This is a genomic window from Maribacter sp. IgM3_T14_3 (assembly GCF_049603095.1).
In the GTDB taxonomy this organism is placed as follows: Bacteria; Bacteroidota; Bacteroidia; order Flavobacteriales; family Flavobacteriaceae; genus Maribacter.
Window position 1 is genome coordinate 2450626 of the sequence record NZ_CP187138.1, and the last position, 15917, is coordinate 2466542.

At 35.8% G+C, this 15917-nt stretch carries 16 protein-coding genes; 8 read left to right on the forward strand and 8 right to left on the reverse strand.

Annotated elements, in window-relative coordinates; all coding sequences use genetic code 11:
- Positions 1-53: 53 nt before the first annotated feature.
- On the reverse strand, positions 54-1757 hold the full coding sequence (locus ACPF9A_RS10975; protein WP_423996822.1) for a GMC oxidoreductase: 1704 nt from the start codon (positions 1755-1757) through the stop codon (positions 54-56).
- 161 nt (positions 1758-1918) lie between these two features.
- On the opposite strand from ACPF9A_RS10975, the gene ACPF9A_RS10980 reads away from it, so the two are divergent.
- From ACPF9A_RS10980 to nadD, 6 genes are all read left to right on the forward strand, one after another.
- Positions 1919-2971, forward strand: coding sequence for a sugar phosphate isomerase/epimerase family protein (locus tag ACPF9A_RS10980; protein ID WP_423996824.1), 1053 nt, complete (start codon positions 1919-1921; stop codon positions 2969-2971).
- A 12-nt stretch (positions 2972-2983) separates the two neighbouring features.
- Positions 2984-3724: a 3-keto-disaccharide hydrolase gene (locus ACPF9A_RS10985; protein WP_423996826.1), complete on the forward strand. Its 741-nt coding sequence runs from the start codon at positions 2984-2986 to the stop codon at positions 3722-3724.
- A 12-nt stretch (positions 3725-3736) separates the two neighbouring features.
- Positions 3737-4561, forward strand: a complete 825-nt coding sequence (locus tag ACPF9A_RS10990) for a 3-keto-disaccharide hydrolase (protein WP_423996828.1) — start codon at positions 3737-3739, stop codon at positions 4559-4561.
- 132 nt (positions 4562-4693) lie between these two features.
- Complete coding sequence (locus tag ACPF9A_RS10995) at positions 4694-5551, forward strand: YicC/YloC family endoribonuclease (protein WP_423996830.1); 858 nt, start codon at positions 4694-4696, stop codon at positions 5549-5551.
- Positions 5552-6133, forward strand: a complete 582-nt coding sequence (gene gmk / locus ACPF9A_RS11000) for a guanylate kinase (protein ID WP_423996832.1) — start codon at positions 5552-5554, stop codon at positions 6131-6133.
- A gap of 6 nt (positions 6134-6139) precedes the next feature.
- The gene (gene nadD, locus ACPF9A_RS11005; RefSeq protein ID WP_423996834.1) at positions 6140-6724 is read left to right on the forward strand and encodes a nicotinate (nicotinamide) nucleotide adenylyltransferase; all 585 of its coding nucleotides are present in this window, start codon (positions 6140-6142) and stop codon (positions 6722-6724) included.
- On the opposite strand, the gene ACPF9A_RS11010 is transcribed toward nadD, so the two are convergent.
- The 3 genes from ACPF9A_RS11010 to ACPF9A_RS11020 form a co-directional block, all read right to left on the reverse strand.
- On the reverse strand, positions 6721-7440 hold the full coding sequence (locus ACPF9A_RS11010) for a DUF6503 family protein (protein WP_423996836.1): 720 nt from the start codon (positions 7438-7440) through the stop codon (positions 6721-6723). The two genes, nadD and ACPF9A_RS11010, sit on opposite strands and share 4 nt — an antisense overlap.
- Positions 7441-7471: 31 nt before the next feature.
- The gene (locus ACPF9A_RS11015) at positions 7472-9739 is read right to left on the reverse strand and encodes an anion permease (protein ID WP_423996838.1); all 2268 of its coding nucleotides are present in this window, start codon (positions 9737-9739) and stop codon (positions 7472-7474) included.
- A 232-nt stretch (positions 9740-9971) separates the two neighbouring features.
- The gene (locus tag ACPF9A_RS11020) at positions 9972-10370 is read right to left on the reverse strand and encodes a carboxypeptidase-like regulatory domain-containing protein (protein WP_423996840.1); all 399 of its coding nucleotides are present in this window, start codon (positions 10368-10370) and stop codon (positions 9972-9974) included.
- Between the two features lie 178 nt (positions 10371-10548).
- On the opposite strand from ACPF9A_RS11020, the gene dgt reads away from it, so the two are divergent.
- The gene (gene dgt / locus ACPF9A_RS11025) at positions 10549-11892 is read left to right on the forward strand and encodes a dGTP triphosphohydrolase (RefSeq protein WP_423996842.1); all 1344 of its coding nucleotides are present in this window, start codon (positions 10549-10551) and stop codon (positions 11890-11892) included.
- On the opposite strand, the gene ACPF9A_RS11030 is transcribed toward dgt, so the two are convergent.
- Together ACPF9A_RS11030 and ACPF9A_RS11035 are read right to left on the reverse strand one after the other, a co-directional pair.
- On the reverse strand, positions 11889-13001 hold the full coding sequence (locus ACPF9A_RS11030) for a DUF3078 domain-containing protein (protein WP_423996844.1): 1113 nt from the start codon (positions 12999-13001) through the stop codon (positions 11889-11891). The genes dgt and ACPF9A_RS11030 overlap by 4 nt on opposite strands.
- Complete coding sequence (locus tag ACPF9A_RS11035) at positions 12998-14764, reverse strand: 1-deoxy-D-xylulose-5-phosphate synthase (RefSeq protein ID WP_423996846.1); 1767 nt, start codon at positions 14762-14764, stop codon at positions 12998-13000. The genes ACPF9A_RS11030 and ACPF9A_RS11035 overlap by 4 nt, the downstream gene beginning before the upstream one ends.
- A gap of 63 nt (positions 14765-14827) precedes the next feature.
- On the opposite strand from ACPF9A_RS11035, the gene ACPF9A_RS11040 reads away from it, so the two are divergent.
- Complete coding sequence (locus tag ACPF9A_RS11040; RefSeq protein ID WP_423996848.1) at positions 14828-15271, forward strand: nucleoside deaminase; 444 nt, start codon at positions 14828-14830, stop codon at positions 15269-15271.
- A 69-nt stretch (positions 15272-15340) separates the two neighbouring features.
- Here the strand turns inward: ACPF9A_RS11040 and ACPF9A_RS11045 are convergent, their stop codons facing one another.
- Together ACPF9A_RS11045 and ACPF9A_RS11050 are read right to left on the reverse strand one after the other, a co-directional pair.
- Entirely contained in the window at positions 15341-15532 is a 192-nt protein-coding gene (locus ACPF9A_RS11045; protein WP_299319054.1) for a cold-shock protein, read from the reverse strand.
- Between the two features lie 70 nt (positions 15533-15602).
- Positions 15603-15869 (reverse strand): hypothetical protein, encoded by a 267-nt coding sequence (locus ACPF9A_RS11050; RefSeq protein ID WP_423996850.1) that lies wholly within the window; start codon positions 15867-15869, stop codon positions 15603-15605.
- Positions 15870-15917 lie beyond the last annotated feature (48 nt).

The following is a 15917-nucleotide window of genomic DNA, read 5'->3' on the forward strand; positions in this document are numbered from 1 at the left end:
TTCTTTAAGCTATAGGATTTAATAAACGTTATAATCGGTAATTAATTTTAACGTTAAGCGAATTTACCTGCTTTTAATTGTTCGGCTGCATGGTTTGCTGCTCTTGCCGTAAAAGCCATATAGGTTAATGACGGATTTACACAGCTAGATGATGACATAAACGCACCATCGGTCACATAAACATTCGGCACCAAATGTACTTGATTATTTTTATTTATAATCGAAGTCTTTGCACTGTGCCCCATTCTTGCACCGCCCATTTCATGAATTCCTAAGCCTGGTCCGCTAGGTTCATCATAAGAAGAAACATCTTTAAAACCAGCTTCTTCGAACATTGTTACTATTTCTTTTTTAATGTCTTCGCGCATTTTATACTCGTTCTCTTTAAACTCAACATCAAAAGCCAATTGCGGTAATCCCCATTTGTCTTTTTCAGTAGGGCTTAGGGTAACTCGATTATCGTCATATGGTAAGAACTCGCCAAATCCTGTAACACCTATCGTCCAGCTTCCTGGTTTTAGTACAGATTCTTTTAGCTCTTTTCCGTAGCCTAATTCGCCAATTTCTTTAGACCAGTCTCCTCTACTTGCTGTACCTTGATAACCGAAGCCACGTAAATACCCTTCTCTCTTTGTTTTCTCGTTGAGGTTTACAAAGCGAGGTATGTAGAATCCGTTTGCGCGTCTGCCTTTATAATACTTATCTAAGTAACCATCAACTTTTGCAGTTGCTCCAAGTTTGTAATGGTGGTCCATTATACCTCTTCCTAAAGCATCAGAATCATTACCTAATCCGTTAGGAAAACGCTCAGATTTAGATTGTAATAAAATACCAACTGATGCCATGGCGGATGCGCAAAGAAAAATCACCTTTGCCTTAAATTCTATTTTCTCATTGGTTTCAGCATCAATAATACGTACCCCTGTTGCTTTTTTTGTGGTATCATCATAGATGATTTCATGTACAATCGAATTTGGTCTTAAAGTCATGTTTCCGGTGCGTTCAGCAGCCGGTAACGTAGATGAGTTACTGCTAAAATAACCACCAAATGGGCACCCACGCCAGCACCGGTCTCTGTTTTGGCATGTACCGCGACCTTCAAAAGTTGCATTAGGGTCTGTAATGTGTGCCGTTCTACCGATAGTTACCAATCTACCATCATCAAACTTATCGGCAGTTGTTTTTTTAAAATCCTCCTCAACACAATTCAATTTCATAGCGGGTTGAAATATGCCATCGGGCAGTACTTCTAAACCTAATTTTTCGCCACTTACCCCAATATATTCCTCGACTTTATCGTACCAAGGCGAAATATCTTTATATCTAACAGGCCAGTCTACACCAATACCGTCATTTTTATTCGCTTCAAAATCAATATCGCTCCATCGATAGCTTTGACGACCCCAAGTAAGTGATCTACCACCAACTTGATATCCGCGAATCCAGTCAAAACGTTTTGTTTCTACATATGGGTGGTCAAGATCGTTTACAAAAAAGTGCTTTGAGTCTTCTGTCGGTGCCCAATTTACGCGTTTTTGTACATGATATTTTTTCTCATCTTCCTTAGATAATTTACCTTTTAAAGGGTAATCCCATGGGTCATCGTTCATCGTAGGATAATCTACCACATGCTTTACCATAGGGCCCCGTTCCAAAACAAGTGTTTTTAAGCCGTTCTCTGTTAATTCCTTAGCAGCCCAGCCACCACTTATTCCTGTTCCGACAACAATTGCGTCGAATATTTCATCTTGATTCATGCTTGAAATTTTATCTTTTTCTGATGGTAATCCCTATATTTATAGCAAATCTCCAAAGTATTGAGAAGAACCTGATACAATTCTTAAATATAAGATTTTTTGAGAGAGGTGACATCCCAAATACAACAACAAATTCAAACAACAACAGATAGTATATTTTTATGAAAACAATCAAAGGACCAGCCGTATTCTTGGCACAGTTTGTAGACAGTAAAGCTCCATTTAATTCTTTAGACGGAATGTGTAAATGGGCAGCTGATCTTGGATATAAAGGAATTCAAATTCCGACTTGGGAAACTTTTTTAATTGATTTGGACAAAGCAGCTGAGAGTCAGACATATTGCGACGAGCTTAAAGCCAAAGTAAACTCTTACGGATTAGAAATAACTGAACTTTCTACACACTTACAAGGGCAATTAGTTGCAGTGAACCCTGCATATGACTTAATGTTCGATTCTTTTGCTCCTAAAAATGTGCACGGAAACCCAAAAGCAAGAACAGAATGGGCAATGGAAACCGTTAAAAAAGCAGCGACTGCTAGTAGAAGACTTGGTTTAAATGCGCATGCCACTTTTTCGGGATCCTTATTGTGGCATACCATGCACCCTTGGCCACAAAGACCTGCAGGTTTAGTGGAAATGGGATTTGAAGAATTGGCTAAAAGATGGACACCGATTTTAAATCATTTTGATAAAGAAGGTGTAGATGTTTGTTATGAAATTCACCCTGGTGAAGATTTACATGATGGCGATACTTTTGAGCGTTTTCTAGAAGCTACTGGTAATCATAAAAGAGTGAATATTCTTTATGATCCTAGCCATTTTGTGTTGCAACAATTAGACTATATCACATACATCGATCATTATCATGAGTTTATAAAATCTTTTCATGTTAAGGATTCTGAGTTTAACCCTACTGGGAAAAAAGGTGCTTTTGGTGGATATAACGATTGGGGCAATAGAGCTGGTAGATACCGTTCTTTGGGTGATGGTCAAATAGATTTCAAAACCATATTTTCTAAATTGACACAATACGGATGTGATGTTTGGGCGGTTATGGAATGGGAATGTTGTATTAAGAGTCCGGAGCAAGGTGCTCGTGAAGGAGCAAAATTCATTTCTGACCATATTATCGAAGCGACTGAAAAGACTTTTGATGATTTTGCAGGCGCTGAAATCGATAAAGAAATGTTGAAGAAAATGTTAGGACTTTAAAATAGAACACAAATGAAGAAAGTTATAGCTAGTGTAGCTTGTGTTTTGGCATTCGTTGCATGTAAACAAGAGAAAAAAGAAACAACTCAAACCGCCGTTGCTGAAGAAGTAGCAATTGTTGAAAATGATTGGGAAGTCTTATTCGATGGTTCATCATTAGATCAGTGGAAAGAGTTCAAAACTGACGGAGTAAGTGATGCTTGGAAGATTGAAGGTGACGCTTTGGTGTACACACCACCTGCTGAAGGTGAGGAGTCTACAAACCATGACCTTGTAACAAGAAAAGCGTATACCAATTTTGTATTAAGCTTAGATTGGAAAATATCCGAAGCGGGCAATAGTGGTGTCTTTTGGGGTGTTAGTGAAGACGAAAAATTTGGGACAGGATACCAGACAGGTCCAGAAATTCAAATTTTAGATAATGAAAAACACCCAGATGCAAAAGCGGGTACAACGCATCAAGCAGGTGCTTTGTATGATATGGTTTCGCCGGCAAAAGATGTTACTAATCCGGTTGGGGAATGGAACACAATGGTTATTACCGTAGATCACAATGAACATATAGGAAGCGTTACCTTAAACGGTACCGTAATGGTAACATTCCCTGTAGCAAATGAGCAGTGGGATGCTATGGTCGCAAAATCTAAATTTGCAGGTTGGGACGGCTTCGGAAAATATACTACCGGTAAAATCGGATTACAAGATCACGGTAACATAGTCGCTTTCAGAAACATAAAAATCAAACAATTTTAATAGCATTTACCTATGAAAAATAGATACTCATTACTAATCTTAGCTGCATCATTATCAGTAATTTCTTGTCAAGAAAAAGTAACGGTAGATGCTGATAGTCATATTGAAGCAGTAAAAGATAGTGTAATCGTTTACGAAGAATACATGGGCGAAGAACCTACTACGCCGGAAGAAACTGAGTTTTATGAGCCTAAAGTTGCCGTTGTTAAACCTGCTACTTCTAGTGCTGCACCAAGCGATGCCATTGTACTTTTTAATGGTGCAGGCTTAGAGAATTGGATCAGTGCAAATGACAGTACTGCTGCCAAATGGCATTTGAACAAAGATGGTAGTATGACAGTAAATGACAAAACCGGCAATATACAGACCAAGCAGAATTTTGGTGACGTTCAGTTGCATATTGAATGGAAATCTCCATTACCAGTACAAAGAGATAATCAGAATAGAGCAAATAGCGGTGTATTTCTAAATGGAATTTATGAAGTGCAGATTCTAGATCAAAACGACAATCCAACCTATGTAAATGGTCAGGTAGGTTCTATTTACAAACAACATGTGCCTTTAGCTATGGCTTCTGTACCAACAGGTGAATGGAATACGTATGATATTATTTACCATGCACCAGAATTTAATGTTGATGGCGGTAAGATAAAATCAGGAGATATTACCGTAATCCATAACGGGATTTTGGTTCAAGACCATATAGAGCTTAAGGGAACTACGCCTTATATTGGTTGGCCTAAAAATCCAGCTCATGGTAAAGGACCTCTGATGTTACAAGATCATGGCGACGATAGTCGTGTTAGTTTTAGAAATATTTGGGTTAGAGAACTTTAATATTTTATCAGTTAGAATTTAAGGAGTAAACAAGATATTTTTCTGTTTACTCCTTTATTAATTACGTAAGGTGAGATGATTATCGTTGAAATTTTCATTTACCTTACCTTTGCCTTAATCTAAAATGTATTTATGATTCAATCAATGACAGGCTTTGGAAAGCATGTAGTTCAATTACCTAATAAAAAAATTACGGTAGAAATAAAATCGCTTAATAGTAAGAGCATTGATTTAAATGCGCGTATGCCTTCAAGTTATCGTGAAAAGGAATTAGAACTAAGAAAGTTGGTCGCTAATTCATTGCTTCGTGGTAAAGTAGATTTTAACTTATATGTAGAGCTTACTGGTGATACTACTTCTACTCAAGTGAATGAAGTAGCCGTTAAACAATACATGAATCAGTTGAAAAAAATCGCTGATGGTGATGATTTACGGTTATTAGAAATGGCGTTGCGTTTTCCTGATGCCATGAAGACCGATAAGGAAGATATTGATGAAATGGAATATGAAGCTATTAAAGAAGCATTACAAGGTGCTTTAGTTGAAATTAATGAGTTTAGATCAGAAGAGGGTAGTGTATTAGAGAAAGATTTTCTAGACAGAATAACTTCTTTAAATGATTTACTAGAAGAGGTAATAATTATTGACCCTAGTAGACAAGCCACTATTCGTGAGCGTTTAGAAAAAGCGGTACAAGATTTAAAGGCAGATGTTGATGCTAATAGATTTGAGCAAGAGCTCATTTACTATTTAGAGAAATACGACATTACTGAAGAAAAAGTGCGCTTGGCAAATCATTTAGATTATTTCAGTAAAACATTAATGTCAGACGATAGTAATGGTAAAAAATTAGGATTTATATCTCAAGAAATTGGTCGTGAAATCAATACGATCGGTTCTAAAGCAAACTTTGCGCCAATGCAACAAATTGTAGTGCAAATGAAAGATGAGTTAGAAAAGATTAAAGAACAAATGTTAAACGTACTATAGATGAAAGGTGGTAAACTAATCATTTTTTCTGCACCCTCAGGAAGTGGAAAAACAACCATTGTACGCCATTTATTGGCACAACCAGAATTAAATTTAGCTTTTTCTGTATCTGCAACTTCGCGCCCTAGAAGAGGTAAAGAAAAGAATAAAGAGCACTATTATTTCATGTCGGTATCCGAGTTTAAAAATCATATTAAGAATGATGATTTTTTAGAGTGGGAAGAGGTGTACAGAGATAACTTTTACGGTACCTTAAAAAGTGAAGTAGAGCGTATTTGGGCAGAGGGCAAAAACGTAATTTTTGATATTGATGTTGTTGGCGGATTAAGAATAAAAAAGAAATTCCCAGAACAGACTTTAGCTGTTTTTGTAAAACCACCAAGTGTTGACGAGCTTAAAATCAGGCTTAAAAAACGAAGCACCGAAAACGAAGAAAAAATAAATATGCGTATCGCCAAAGCATCGGTAGAATTGGCAACAGCACCACAATTCGATAAGATTATAAAGAATTATGACCTAGATGTTGCTTTACAAGAAGCAGTAGATTTGGTTGCCGATTTCATTTCAGAGGATAAGAAATAAGTGCATATGAAAAAGGTAGGATTATACTTTGGAACCTTTAACCCTATTCATATCGGTCATTTGGTTATAGCGAACCATATGGTAGAGTTTTCAGACTTAGATGAGGTTTGGTTTGTAGTAACACCACAAAGTCCGTTTAAGACCAAGAAAACGCTTCTAGACAATCACCAAAGGTTCGAGATGGTATACGAGGCTACTAAAGACTATCAGAAGTTGAAGCCTAGTAATATCGAGTTTAACCTTCCGCAACCAAATTACACGATAAATACGCTTGTTCATTTAGGGGAGAAATACCCACAAGGATATGATTTCTCATTGATAATGGGGGAGGATAATTTAAAAGGACTCCATAAATGGAAGAACTATGAAGCCATCTTAGACCTTCATCATTTATATGTATATCCAAGAATATCTGAGGGTACTACAGATCATCAGTTTAAAGACCATGGTAAAATACATCGTGTAGATGCTCCGGTAATGGAAATATCATCAACCTTTATTAGAAGAGAACATAAAAACGGTAAAAATATCAAGCCTTTATTGCCGCCAGAAGTGTGGAAATATATGGATGAAATGAATTTTTATCGCTAATCTAAAACGCTGGCTTTTCGTAAAACATCGGTAGCAAGAAATACATCACCTTTGTTATAATACCACTTTCGTACTTTAGGTATTTTAATTCCGTTTACGGTAATCATTTCAGAAAGTAGAATATATTCCCCGTCGTTTTTACTTTCGTCATGAAAAAACTGATAGACTTCCATCGCGTATGTCTTAGGGTCGAAATAGAAATACCAAGTATCATTACCTACTTCTTTCTCGTAAGTAGCCTTTAATACTAAATATTCTTTTCCTTTAAATGTCTTTTTAATCACCTTATCAGCTATCAACGTACCCTGATCTTTTAACTTCATTGGTAGTCCATATAGATACGTGTAGTAGTTCTTCATCATCTTAGCACGCTCACAACTAATATTCATGCTGTCTTTTATCTTAGGAAATATTGAAGTACTACCATTTAATTTTAAGGTACACTCGCCATTATCTAACTCTGACTCTATCGTATAATTATCCTTTTTTACAGTAGTCTTGAAATAGTTGTTCGGTAATTTCATTTCAATCACCGTACTACGAGGACTCCCCTTAGGATTTTCCATTTCAATAAGCATTTTGCCTTTGAAGGTAGACCAATTATTTTGCGGGTCATGAAATGCTATTGCTCGTTCTAATAATTCGCTACCGGTTATTTCTTGGGCATTTATGAAAAACCCTGTCAGTAAATAAACGGCTATCAAAAGATATTTCATGAGTATGCTTTTAATTGAATTGGATAATCATTTAATCTAATTTTGCAGGTGCAATATCAGCATCATGTTCTTTGTAATAAAGCTCTAAAAGATCCATGGTTGCGGTCATTAAATCTTTAGTTTCAAGTAAAATCGAAAAATATAATGTCGTGTTTTTCGGACTTGATTCTTCTGATCTTGTGCGCTCTACTTGTAGACTAATTTTTTGCGATACTAAATCGTATAATTCTTGCTTATTATTTAGAATATTACCGATTTTTTCAAATGATCTTTCTTCGAAAGCGTGGTACGTATTATCTAAAATCTCAGCTAGTTTTATGTCTATCTGCTTAAGCTCTTTAATTTGGTTATACTTTAATTTCTTGTGATTATTGTTGACATGTTTGTGGCTTACTTTACCAATATATTCCAACGATTGTGAAATGTCGGTTAAGTGCCCCATTGCATTAATATAGAAATTACTGGCGCCAATATGTGCCTCTTCTAAATTCTTGATAAAGTAAAAGGTATGGTTTCTAAGATCATCGATTTCATTTGCCAATTTAGCACCTTGCTTCTTGTTCTTATGAAGCGAGTTAAGATCTTGTTTTGCGAGTCCGTTAATAGAATTAGAATAGATTTTACTTGCTCTTTTTACAACGTTAGCAATGTTCTTGGCACTTTCTTCGATAACACCTTGAATAGAACTACTCTCTGCACGTTCTAATATTTCTTCTTCTTTGGTTTCCTTTAATTTCTTGGTATGCGAAAGGTAGTTTTTGCCTATAAGAACGAAAGCAAAAATTAATAATGCAGCAATTGCCCAAATACCACCAAGGTGAATAATGTATGCGATTATAGCTGCCGCTACGAATGCTACGATAGCGGTAAAGAACCATCCGCCAATAACATTAAGTACACCTGCAACTCTATATACGGCACTTTCTGATCCCCAAGCCCTATCTGCTAACGATGTTCCCATAGCAACCATAAACGTTACATATGTGGTCGATAATGGCAGTTTTAACGAGGTTGCAAGAGATATCAATACACTGGCTACCATTAAATTTACCGAAGCTCTGATAAGGTCGAAAGCTGGTTGGTCTTTTGCCTTTGCCTTTTGAGCGTATGACGTGGGTTTAACGAATTGAGTGTCTATTCTGTTTTGTAATGATATAGGTATTAATCCGTTTAAACTTTCAGATGCTTTTATAGAGAATTTTACGATTTGTCTCGATAAATAGTTTGGCTCAAAACGCTCATCGCCTTCATCTTGTCTAGAAAGGTCAACACTTGTTTTTACTACATTTTTAGCTTTAGATGAAAACCATAAGGTAACAACCATAACAATACCCGAGGCTAATAATAGATAGGTTGGTGTTTGTACGGCAACTGCTAAACCCTTCATGTTATATTCGGTGGCTAATTGACCAGAGTTCGACCAACTTACAAATGACTCGTATGCTGCCAACGGTACACCAATAAAGTTTACCAGATCATTGCCGGCAAAGGCCATGGCCAAAGCGAAGGTTCCTAAAATAATAATAATGGTATAAATATTCCATTTCAAGAAAGTCGTTGCTAACCATGATAAGGCAAACCATACTATAAAGTTACCTAATATGAATATTTCAGGATTATTGCCAATCAATACTGATAATTCAGGACTGATAATAGAAGTGCCTTTTAAACCTTTTATAAGTATGAAATAAATAATAGCTGTAATCGCCATACCACCAAAAATAGCCCCTAGCCATTTTGGTTTATTTTCAAACTTAAACGATAATAGAATACGCGTAAAGAATTGGACGACAGCACCTATAGTAAATGCTATGACGACGGATAAGAGTATACCTATTATAATTTCAGTAGCCTTATCGGTATTGATATAATTTGAAAGGTGTGTAAAATTACCATCACCTGCGTAAATTTTAACCAATGATATGGCAACTGCAGCGCCTAATAATTCAAAAACAATAGAAACAGTGGTTGAGGTTGGCATACCTAAAGTATTGAAAAAGTCAAGCAAAAGAATGTCGGTTATCATAACTGCCATGAAAACAATCATAATCTCAGCGAAAACAAATTCAGACGGATTAAATATTCCTTTTCGGGCCACCTCCATCATACCGCTTGAAGAAACGGCTCCAAATGCGATACCTACACTGGCAACAAGCATTATCGTTTTAAAGGAAATCGCTTTTGAACCTATTGCAGAATTTAAAAAGTTTACGGCATCATTACTGACACCAACGATTAAATCTGTTACGGCTAAAACCGCTAATGCAATAATCATGAATAAATAAATGTTCTCGCCCATCAAAAATTTAAATAAGGAACAAAAATGATATTATAAATTATCATTAACGTTAAAATAAGGTTATGAAGTTAAATCGAAAATTTTGCAATGATGATTAATAGTTACAAAGAAACCAAGATTAGTTGATGAAAATACTAATTTCTTTTCGAAAAAGATTTTTTAGCGCAATTCAATTGGGCTTTTTTAAGTGATTAAAAAAATGAAACCACTTCGATAGCAAAATTTCTGAAGATTACCTTGTTTTGTTTGAGGCTAATTCTAATGAACTAAGAACATCTTTTGTTGTTGAACTTACTTTAGATGTAGAAGGCATTGGTAGGCTTTTAGCATATAAGGTTTCTAAAATTTCAGCTTGCTCGCCTTCTTTAACCGTTATTTCTATATGTATTGGGTCGTAGCCTACAAATTGCACGAGTACATCATGCGTACCAGGTGTAATATCGGTAAACTCAAAATTACCTCTAAAGTTTGTTTGTGTAGAAATATCTGCATTATCAATAGATACAGAAGCCATTAATAATGGTTCATTGAAAAATTCACCATCTAAAATTTGACCTTTAATAGCACTGGTTTCTTGTGAGAAAGACACAGAGCAAATCATTAAAGCGAATAGAATAAATATTTTCTTCATACCTAATTTAAATACTGGTACAAAGAAAATGCCCAAAGGTTAAGTTAAGGTTACCTAAGGATTATGAATATATGTTTTAAAGGTTAAGGTTCTGAGATAAAATAGTTTACCAGAAATGAGACTTTAGGTAATGAAATAGGCAAATGCTGTATCTTGCAGGCTGTAAAAACGGACTAACATGAATTGGGAGCAATTACTTTCTTTGCGCAGACAAGGCGATAAAAATAAACGGTTACGAAATGAACAAGATGAGACCCGTTTAGGGTTCGATGTAGATTATGACCGTATCATATTTTCGTCTGCCTTTAGAAGTTTGCAAGATAAGACCCAGGTAATACCGTTGTCAAAGACCGATTTTGTTCATACCAGATTAACGCATAGTCTTGAGGTGTCTGTTGTTGGTAGAAGTTTAGGTAGATTGGCAGGAAAGAAAATCATCGAAAAACACCCTTACTTAAAAGAGGTTCATGGATATCAATTCAATGATTTCGGAGGTATCGTTGCTGCTGCTGCATTGGCTCACGATATAGGTAACCCACCATTTGGGCACAGTGGTGAGAAAGCAATTGGTGAGTATTTTAAAACCGGTAACGGACTACAGTTAAAAGATCAACTTTCGGCAGTTGAATACCAAGATATTATCGATTTTGAGGGTAATGCTAACGGATTTAAATTAATGACGCAAGATAGGGCAGGTGTCTTTGGCGGACTCCGTCTTAGCTATGCCACATTGGGTGCTTTTATGAAATACCCGAAAGAATCATTGCCTAAAAAACCTAGTAACCATATCTGTGATAAAAAATTCGGATTCTTTCAAAGTGAAAAACACATTTTTGATGAAGTAGCTCAAGATTTAGGATTACCGACTAGAACTAACGACGGTACCATTTCATACGGTAGGCATCCGCTGACATTTTTGGTAGAAGCTGCAGATGATATTTGCTATACCATTATTGATTTTGAAGACGGAATTAACTTAGGTCTCATTTCTGAAGATTATGCCTTAGTATACCTTATTAAACTAGTTAAGGACACCATAAATACCAAAAAGTATAATTCTTTGGAATATATGGAAGATAGACTTAGTTATCTTCGTGCCTTAGCCATCAACACGCTCATACAAGATGCCGTTTCTATATTCATCGAGAATGAAGAGCTTATTTTAAATGGCAATTTTGAGGTTTCTTTATTAGATAAAAGCGGATTCAAAGCCCAAATTGAAGATATCATTAGCCTAAGCGTTCAAAAAATTTATCAGTCGCAAGAAGTGGTAGAAAAAGAGATTGCCGGGTATACTATTATATCTGATATTCTAGATGTATATATTGCTGCCTTAATTGGTAAAATGAATAACAATGCATCTAACTATCACAAGTTGATTTTGAGAACTTTGCCTGGTTTTTATCAGCAAACCAATACATCGCTTTACGAAATAGTTTTAAATACCTGCTGCTATGTTGCAAGTCTATCTGATAGCGCAGCAGTACATATTCACAATAAAATTAAAGGAAAACAACTTTAGAATCCGTACAAGATACCAACACCTAATACTTGCTTAAATTGAATTTTAGGTACACCAGGGTTTATGGTAGTTCCGTTATCATTTTTCAGTACATCGAAAAGAATATCATCGTCATAAATCATTTGTGTGCCTAGGCTTGTGCTAATGAACTTGTTTACTTTCATGTTTAGCGTAAGTTCCCAGTCTACATCAATATTACCAAAGCTTTTTATATAATCGGTGTAGAGATTTAGTCTGTTGGTTAATTCAATATTATCAGCAATGGTAATATTGAAATTATTGGTAATTAATATTCCAATTTCTAACAAATGGTTTTCTCCGGGTGTTATAATGTTTCCATCTGCATCTAAAATGGCCTCTTGTACACCAAAATTACCATTGTCAGCTAAATCTTGGTCTAATACGAAAGTCGATTTTTGAGTTAATGGTGATAGGTAAAGATTAAACTTTTCATCTTTGGTTATATAAGAGGTACCCGCACCAAAAAGTAGATAGCCAGGTGCCATAAAACGAGATACAGGTGTCTCTCTATCTGGGTATTTATAACCATTAGAGAACTGGGTATTAAAGTTTAGCTGAACCGAATAGAACCAGCGACTGGTGTTGTCTTTTTTAAAGCCCAAATTTGAACTCAAACGTATAACATCTTCCGTTTTTCTAAGTTTTTGACCTTCTTGAGCATTTAATCCGTAGCGTAATTCAAGATTATTTTCCCATTGAAAACTACTGAACTTATATTTTCGTGCAAATTTTAAAAATCCTAATCCGCTTATAGCATTATCACCACCCGCATTCCAGTTTACAAAGGCAACTTCACTAATATTGATACCGAAGCTATTTTCGTTTTCCCAAAACGATGGTATTCTAAATCTATTAAACCCCTTTTGCAAGGTTTTAGTTTTGTTGAAGTCTATGTTAGGTATTTGAAGATTTACATCTTTTCTAGGAGAATAGATTTTATCTACCGTTCTGCGTATTACAATAGTATCTATAGCAACACTATCTACTATTATTGGTGCAGGTATGGTATCTTGACCGTAGGTTATTAAAGTCACCAAAAAGAGTAACGAACAAATACTCTTAACGAATTTTGAAGCTATTTTATTCATAAAAATTGTTGTACATATTTTTTAACGGATATCTTATCTATCCCTGCTTTTATATACAGTTTTTCGGTAGCACCGTGGGTTATAAAGGCATCTGGAATGCCAAATATCTTAATTATTTTATGGATTCCAATAGTATTTGCAAATTCTAACAAACCACTTCCAAAACCGCCAGTTACTGAACCATCTTCTAAGGTGATAATATGATCGAATTTCGTCAGTATTCTTTTCAATAAATCTGTATCCAATGGTTTTATAAATGGAAAATTATAATGCGCGATTGCAGGGGTATTATCCAATTCATGTATTAGTTCAGAAACCATATTACCGATAGGGCCTGTGCTTAGAATAGCAATTTTACTTCCTTCTTTTAAAAGTTGTGCTTCTCCGATATTGAGTTTTTTCATCGGTACTTGCCAATTGACTTCTTTTCCACGTCCACGTGGATATCTTATAGCAATAGGATGGTCTAAACCTAACTGAACCGTGTACATAATATTTCTGAGCTCAATTTCATTTATTGGGGAACAGATAATCAGGTTCGGTATACATCGCAAATAAGAAATATCGAACACACCATGATGAGTAGGGCCATCTTCGCCAACCAAACCTGCACGATCCAAACAAAAAATAACGGGAAGATTCTGTATAGCTACATCGTGTATAACCTGGTCGTAAGCACGTTGTAAAAAAGTGGAGTAAATATTACAGAAAACTATTAAGCCATCTGTTGCCATACCTGCGGCCATGGTTACCGCATGCTGTTCGGCAATACCAACATCGAAAGCTCTTTCAGGTAATGCATCCATCATAAATTTTAAAGAACTACCTGTTGGCATAGCAGGAGTAATACCTACTATTTTTTTATTTTTTAGCGCAAGTTCTACTAAAGTCTTCCCGAATACATCTTGAAACTTAGGTGGTTCAATGGTATTGGTTTTCTTTTGTAGCTCACCAGTTTGTTTATCAAACTTACCAGGGGCATGGTAAGTAACCTGGTTTTCTTCTGCCTTTTGTAAGCCTTTACCTTTTGTGGTGATTACATGTAATAATTTAGGGCCTTCTATCTTTTTTAATCGTTCTAATTCTTTCACCAAAGCAGGCAGGTCATGACCGTCTATGGGACCTGAGTAATAAAAATTAAGGCACTCGAAAATATTCTCTTCTTTTGCGGTACCAGTTTTTACATTAGTCAGGTATTTTTTTAATGCACCAACGCTTGGGTCTATACCCATAGCATTATCGTTGAGTACGACAAGAATATTCGCATTGGTTACACCAGCATGGTTTAAACCTTCAAATGCCATACCGCTTGCTATAGATGCATCGCCAATAACTGCAATATGTTGTCTTCTTAATTTTCCTTGTAATTGTGCTGCCAAAGCCATGCCTAACAAAGCTGAAATAGAGGTAGAACTATGCCCAGTGCCAAAAGCATCATACTCGCTTTCTTCCATTTTCGGAAAACCACTAATGCCACCAAATTGTCTGTTGGTATCAAAAACATCTTTTCTGCCCGTCAGTATTTTATGACCGTATGCTTGGTGCCCTACATCCCATATTAGCTTATCTATAGGTGTGTTGAACACATAATGTAATGCAATGGTCAACTCTACAACACCTAAACTAGCGCCTAAATGCCCTTCTTTTACAGAAACAATATCAATAATGAACTCACGTAACTCAATAGCCAGTTGCTCTAAATCCTTTACTGATAAAGTTTTTAGATCGTTAGGTGATTTGATATGTTCTAGAATTGATTTCAAATTGCATCTATAATGGGCACAAAAATACTTTTTTAAAAATGAAACTATCGTATTTTTGAGGTTATGGTTTTACCTTACGATGATACTTATTTTATGAAAAAGGCACTTCAAGAAGCTGAATATGCATTTGAAGCTGGCGAGGTGCCCGTAGGCGCTGTAATTGTAGTGCAAGACAGGATTATTGCAAGAGCTCATAATTTGACCGAAAAATTGAATGATGTTACGGCACATGCCGAAATGCAAGCGATTACTTCTGCAGCTAATTTTCTAGGTGGTAAGTATTTAAAAGATTGCACGTTGTATGTAACCTTAGAGCCGTGCCAAATGTGTGCTGGTGCGTTGTATTGGAGCCAGATTGGTAAAATTGTTTATGGGGCTACAGATGAACAGCGCGGTTGCGGAGTTATGGGAACAACTCTTCACCCTAGAACTAAAATAATCGGCGGTATTCTTGCAGATGAAGCGGCTAGTTTATTACAGCAATTTTTTGCGAAGAAAAGAAAATAGCAAATTGCGTATAAATGAAAAACCACGCAAGAGCGTGGTTATCTAATTTTTTTAATGAAAAAGAATATTTTAAAGTACCTGCACTTGCCCAGCAACTGTACCTTTTTTTCCTTCTTCCTCTTTGTAGCTCACCTTATCACCTTCTCTAATTTCTGTGCCATGTAAAGCGGTGGCGTGAACAAAAATATCTTTTCCAGTTTCTTCATTGGTTATAAACCCATAACCCTTAGATTCATTGTAAAATTTGACGGTACCAATCATTGTATTGAAATTTTAATATTAACATTCTAATTTACAATATTTTAATATTCCTTGGTAAAGAATTGAACTATTATTTTTTCGGAGTGTCTTGATTATCAGCCTTTCTAGGTTCTTTGCCTTGCATTTTTCGTACATTCTCATCGGTAAGCATGTAATCATTGAATTTTTTACCCTTACTCTCTCGAATAAGAAACAGCGGCATGGCCACTAAAAATAGTAATAAAGTGCCCGAGCCTATATATTTGTGAGATAGGGCATCTTCACTAGCATCTAAATTGAATCCGTAGATAATTAATCCGATTGAGATGAATACTATGGCGATAATTACATATTTCATAAGTTCTCTTTTACTCTATAATCGAGATTTAAATGCTCCGAGGCTTGT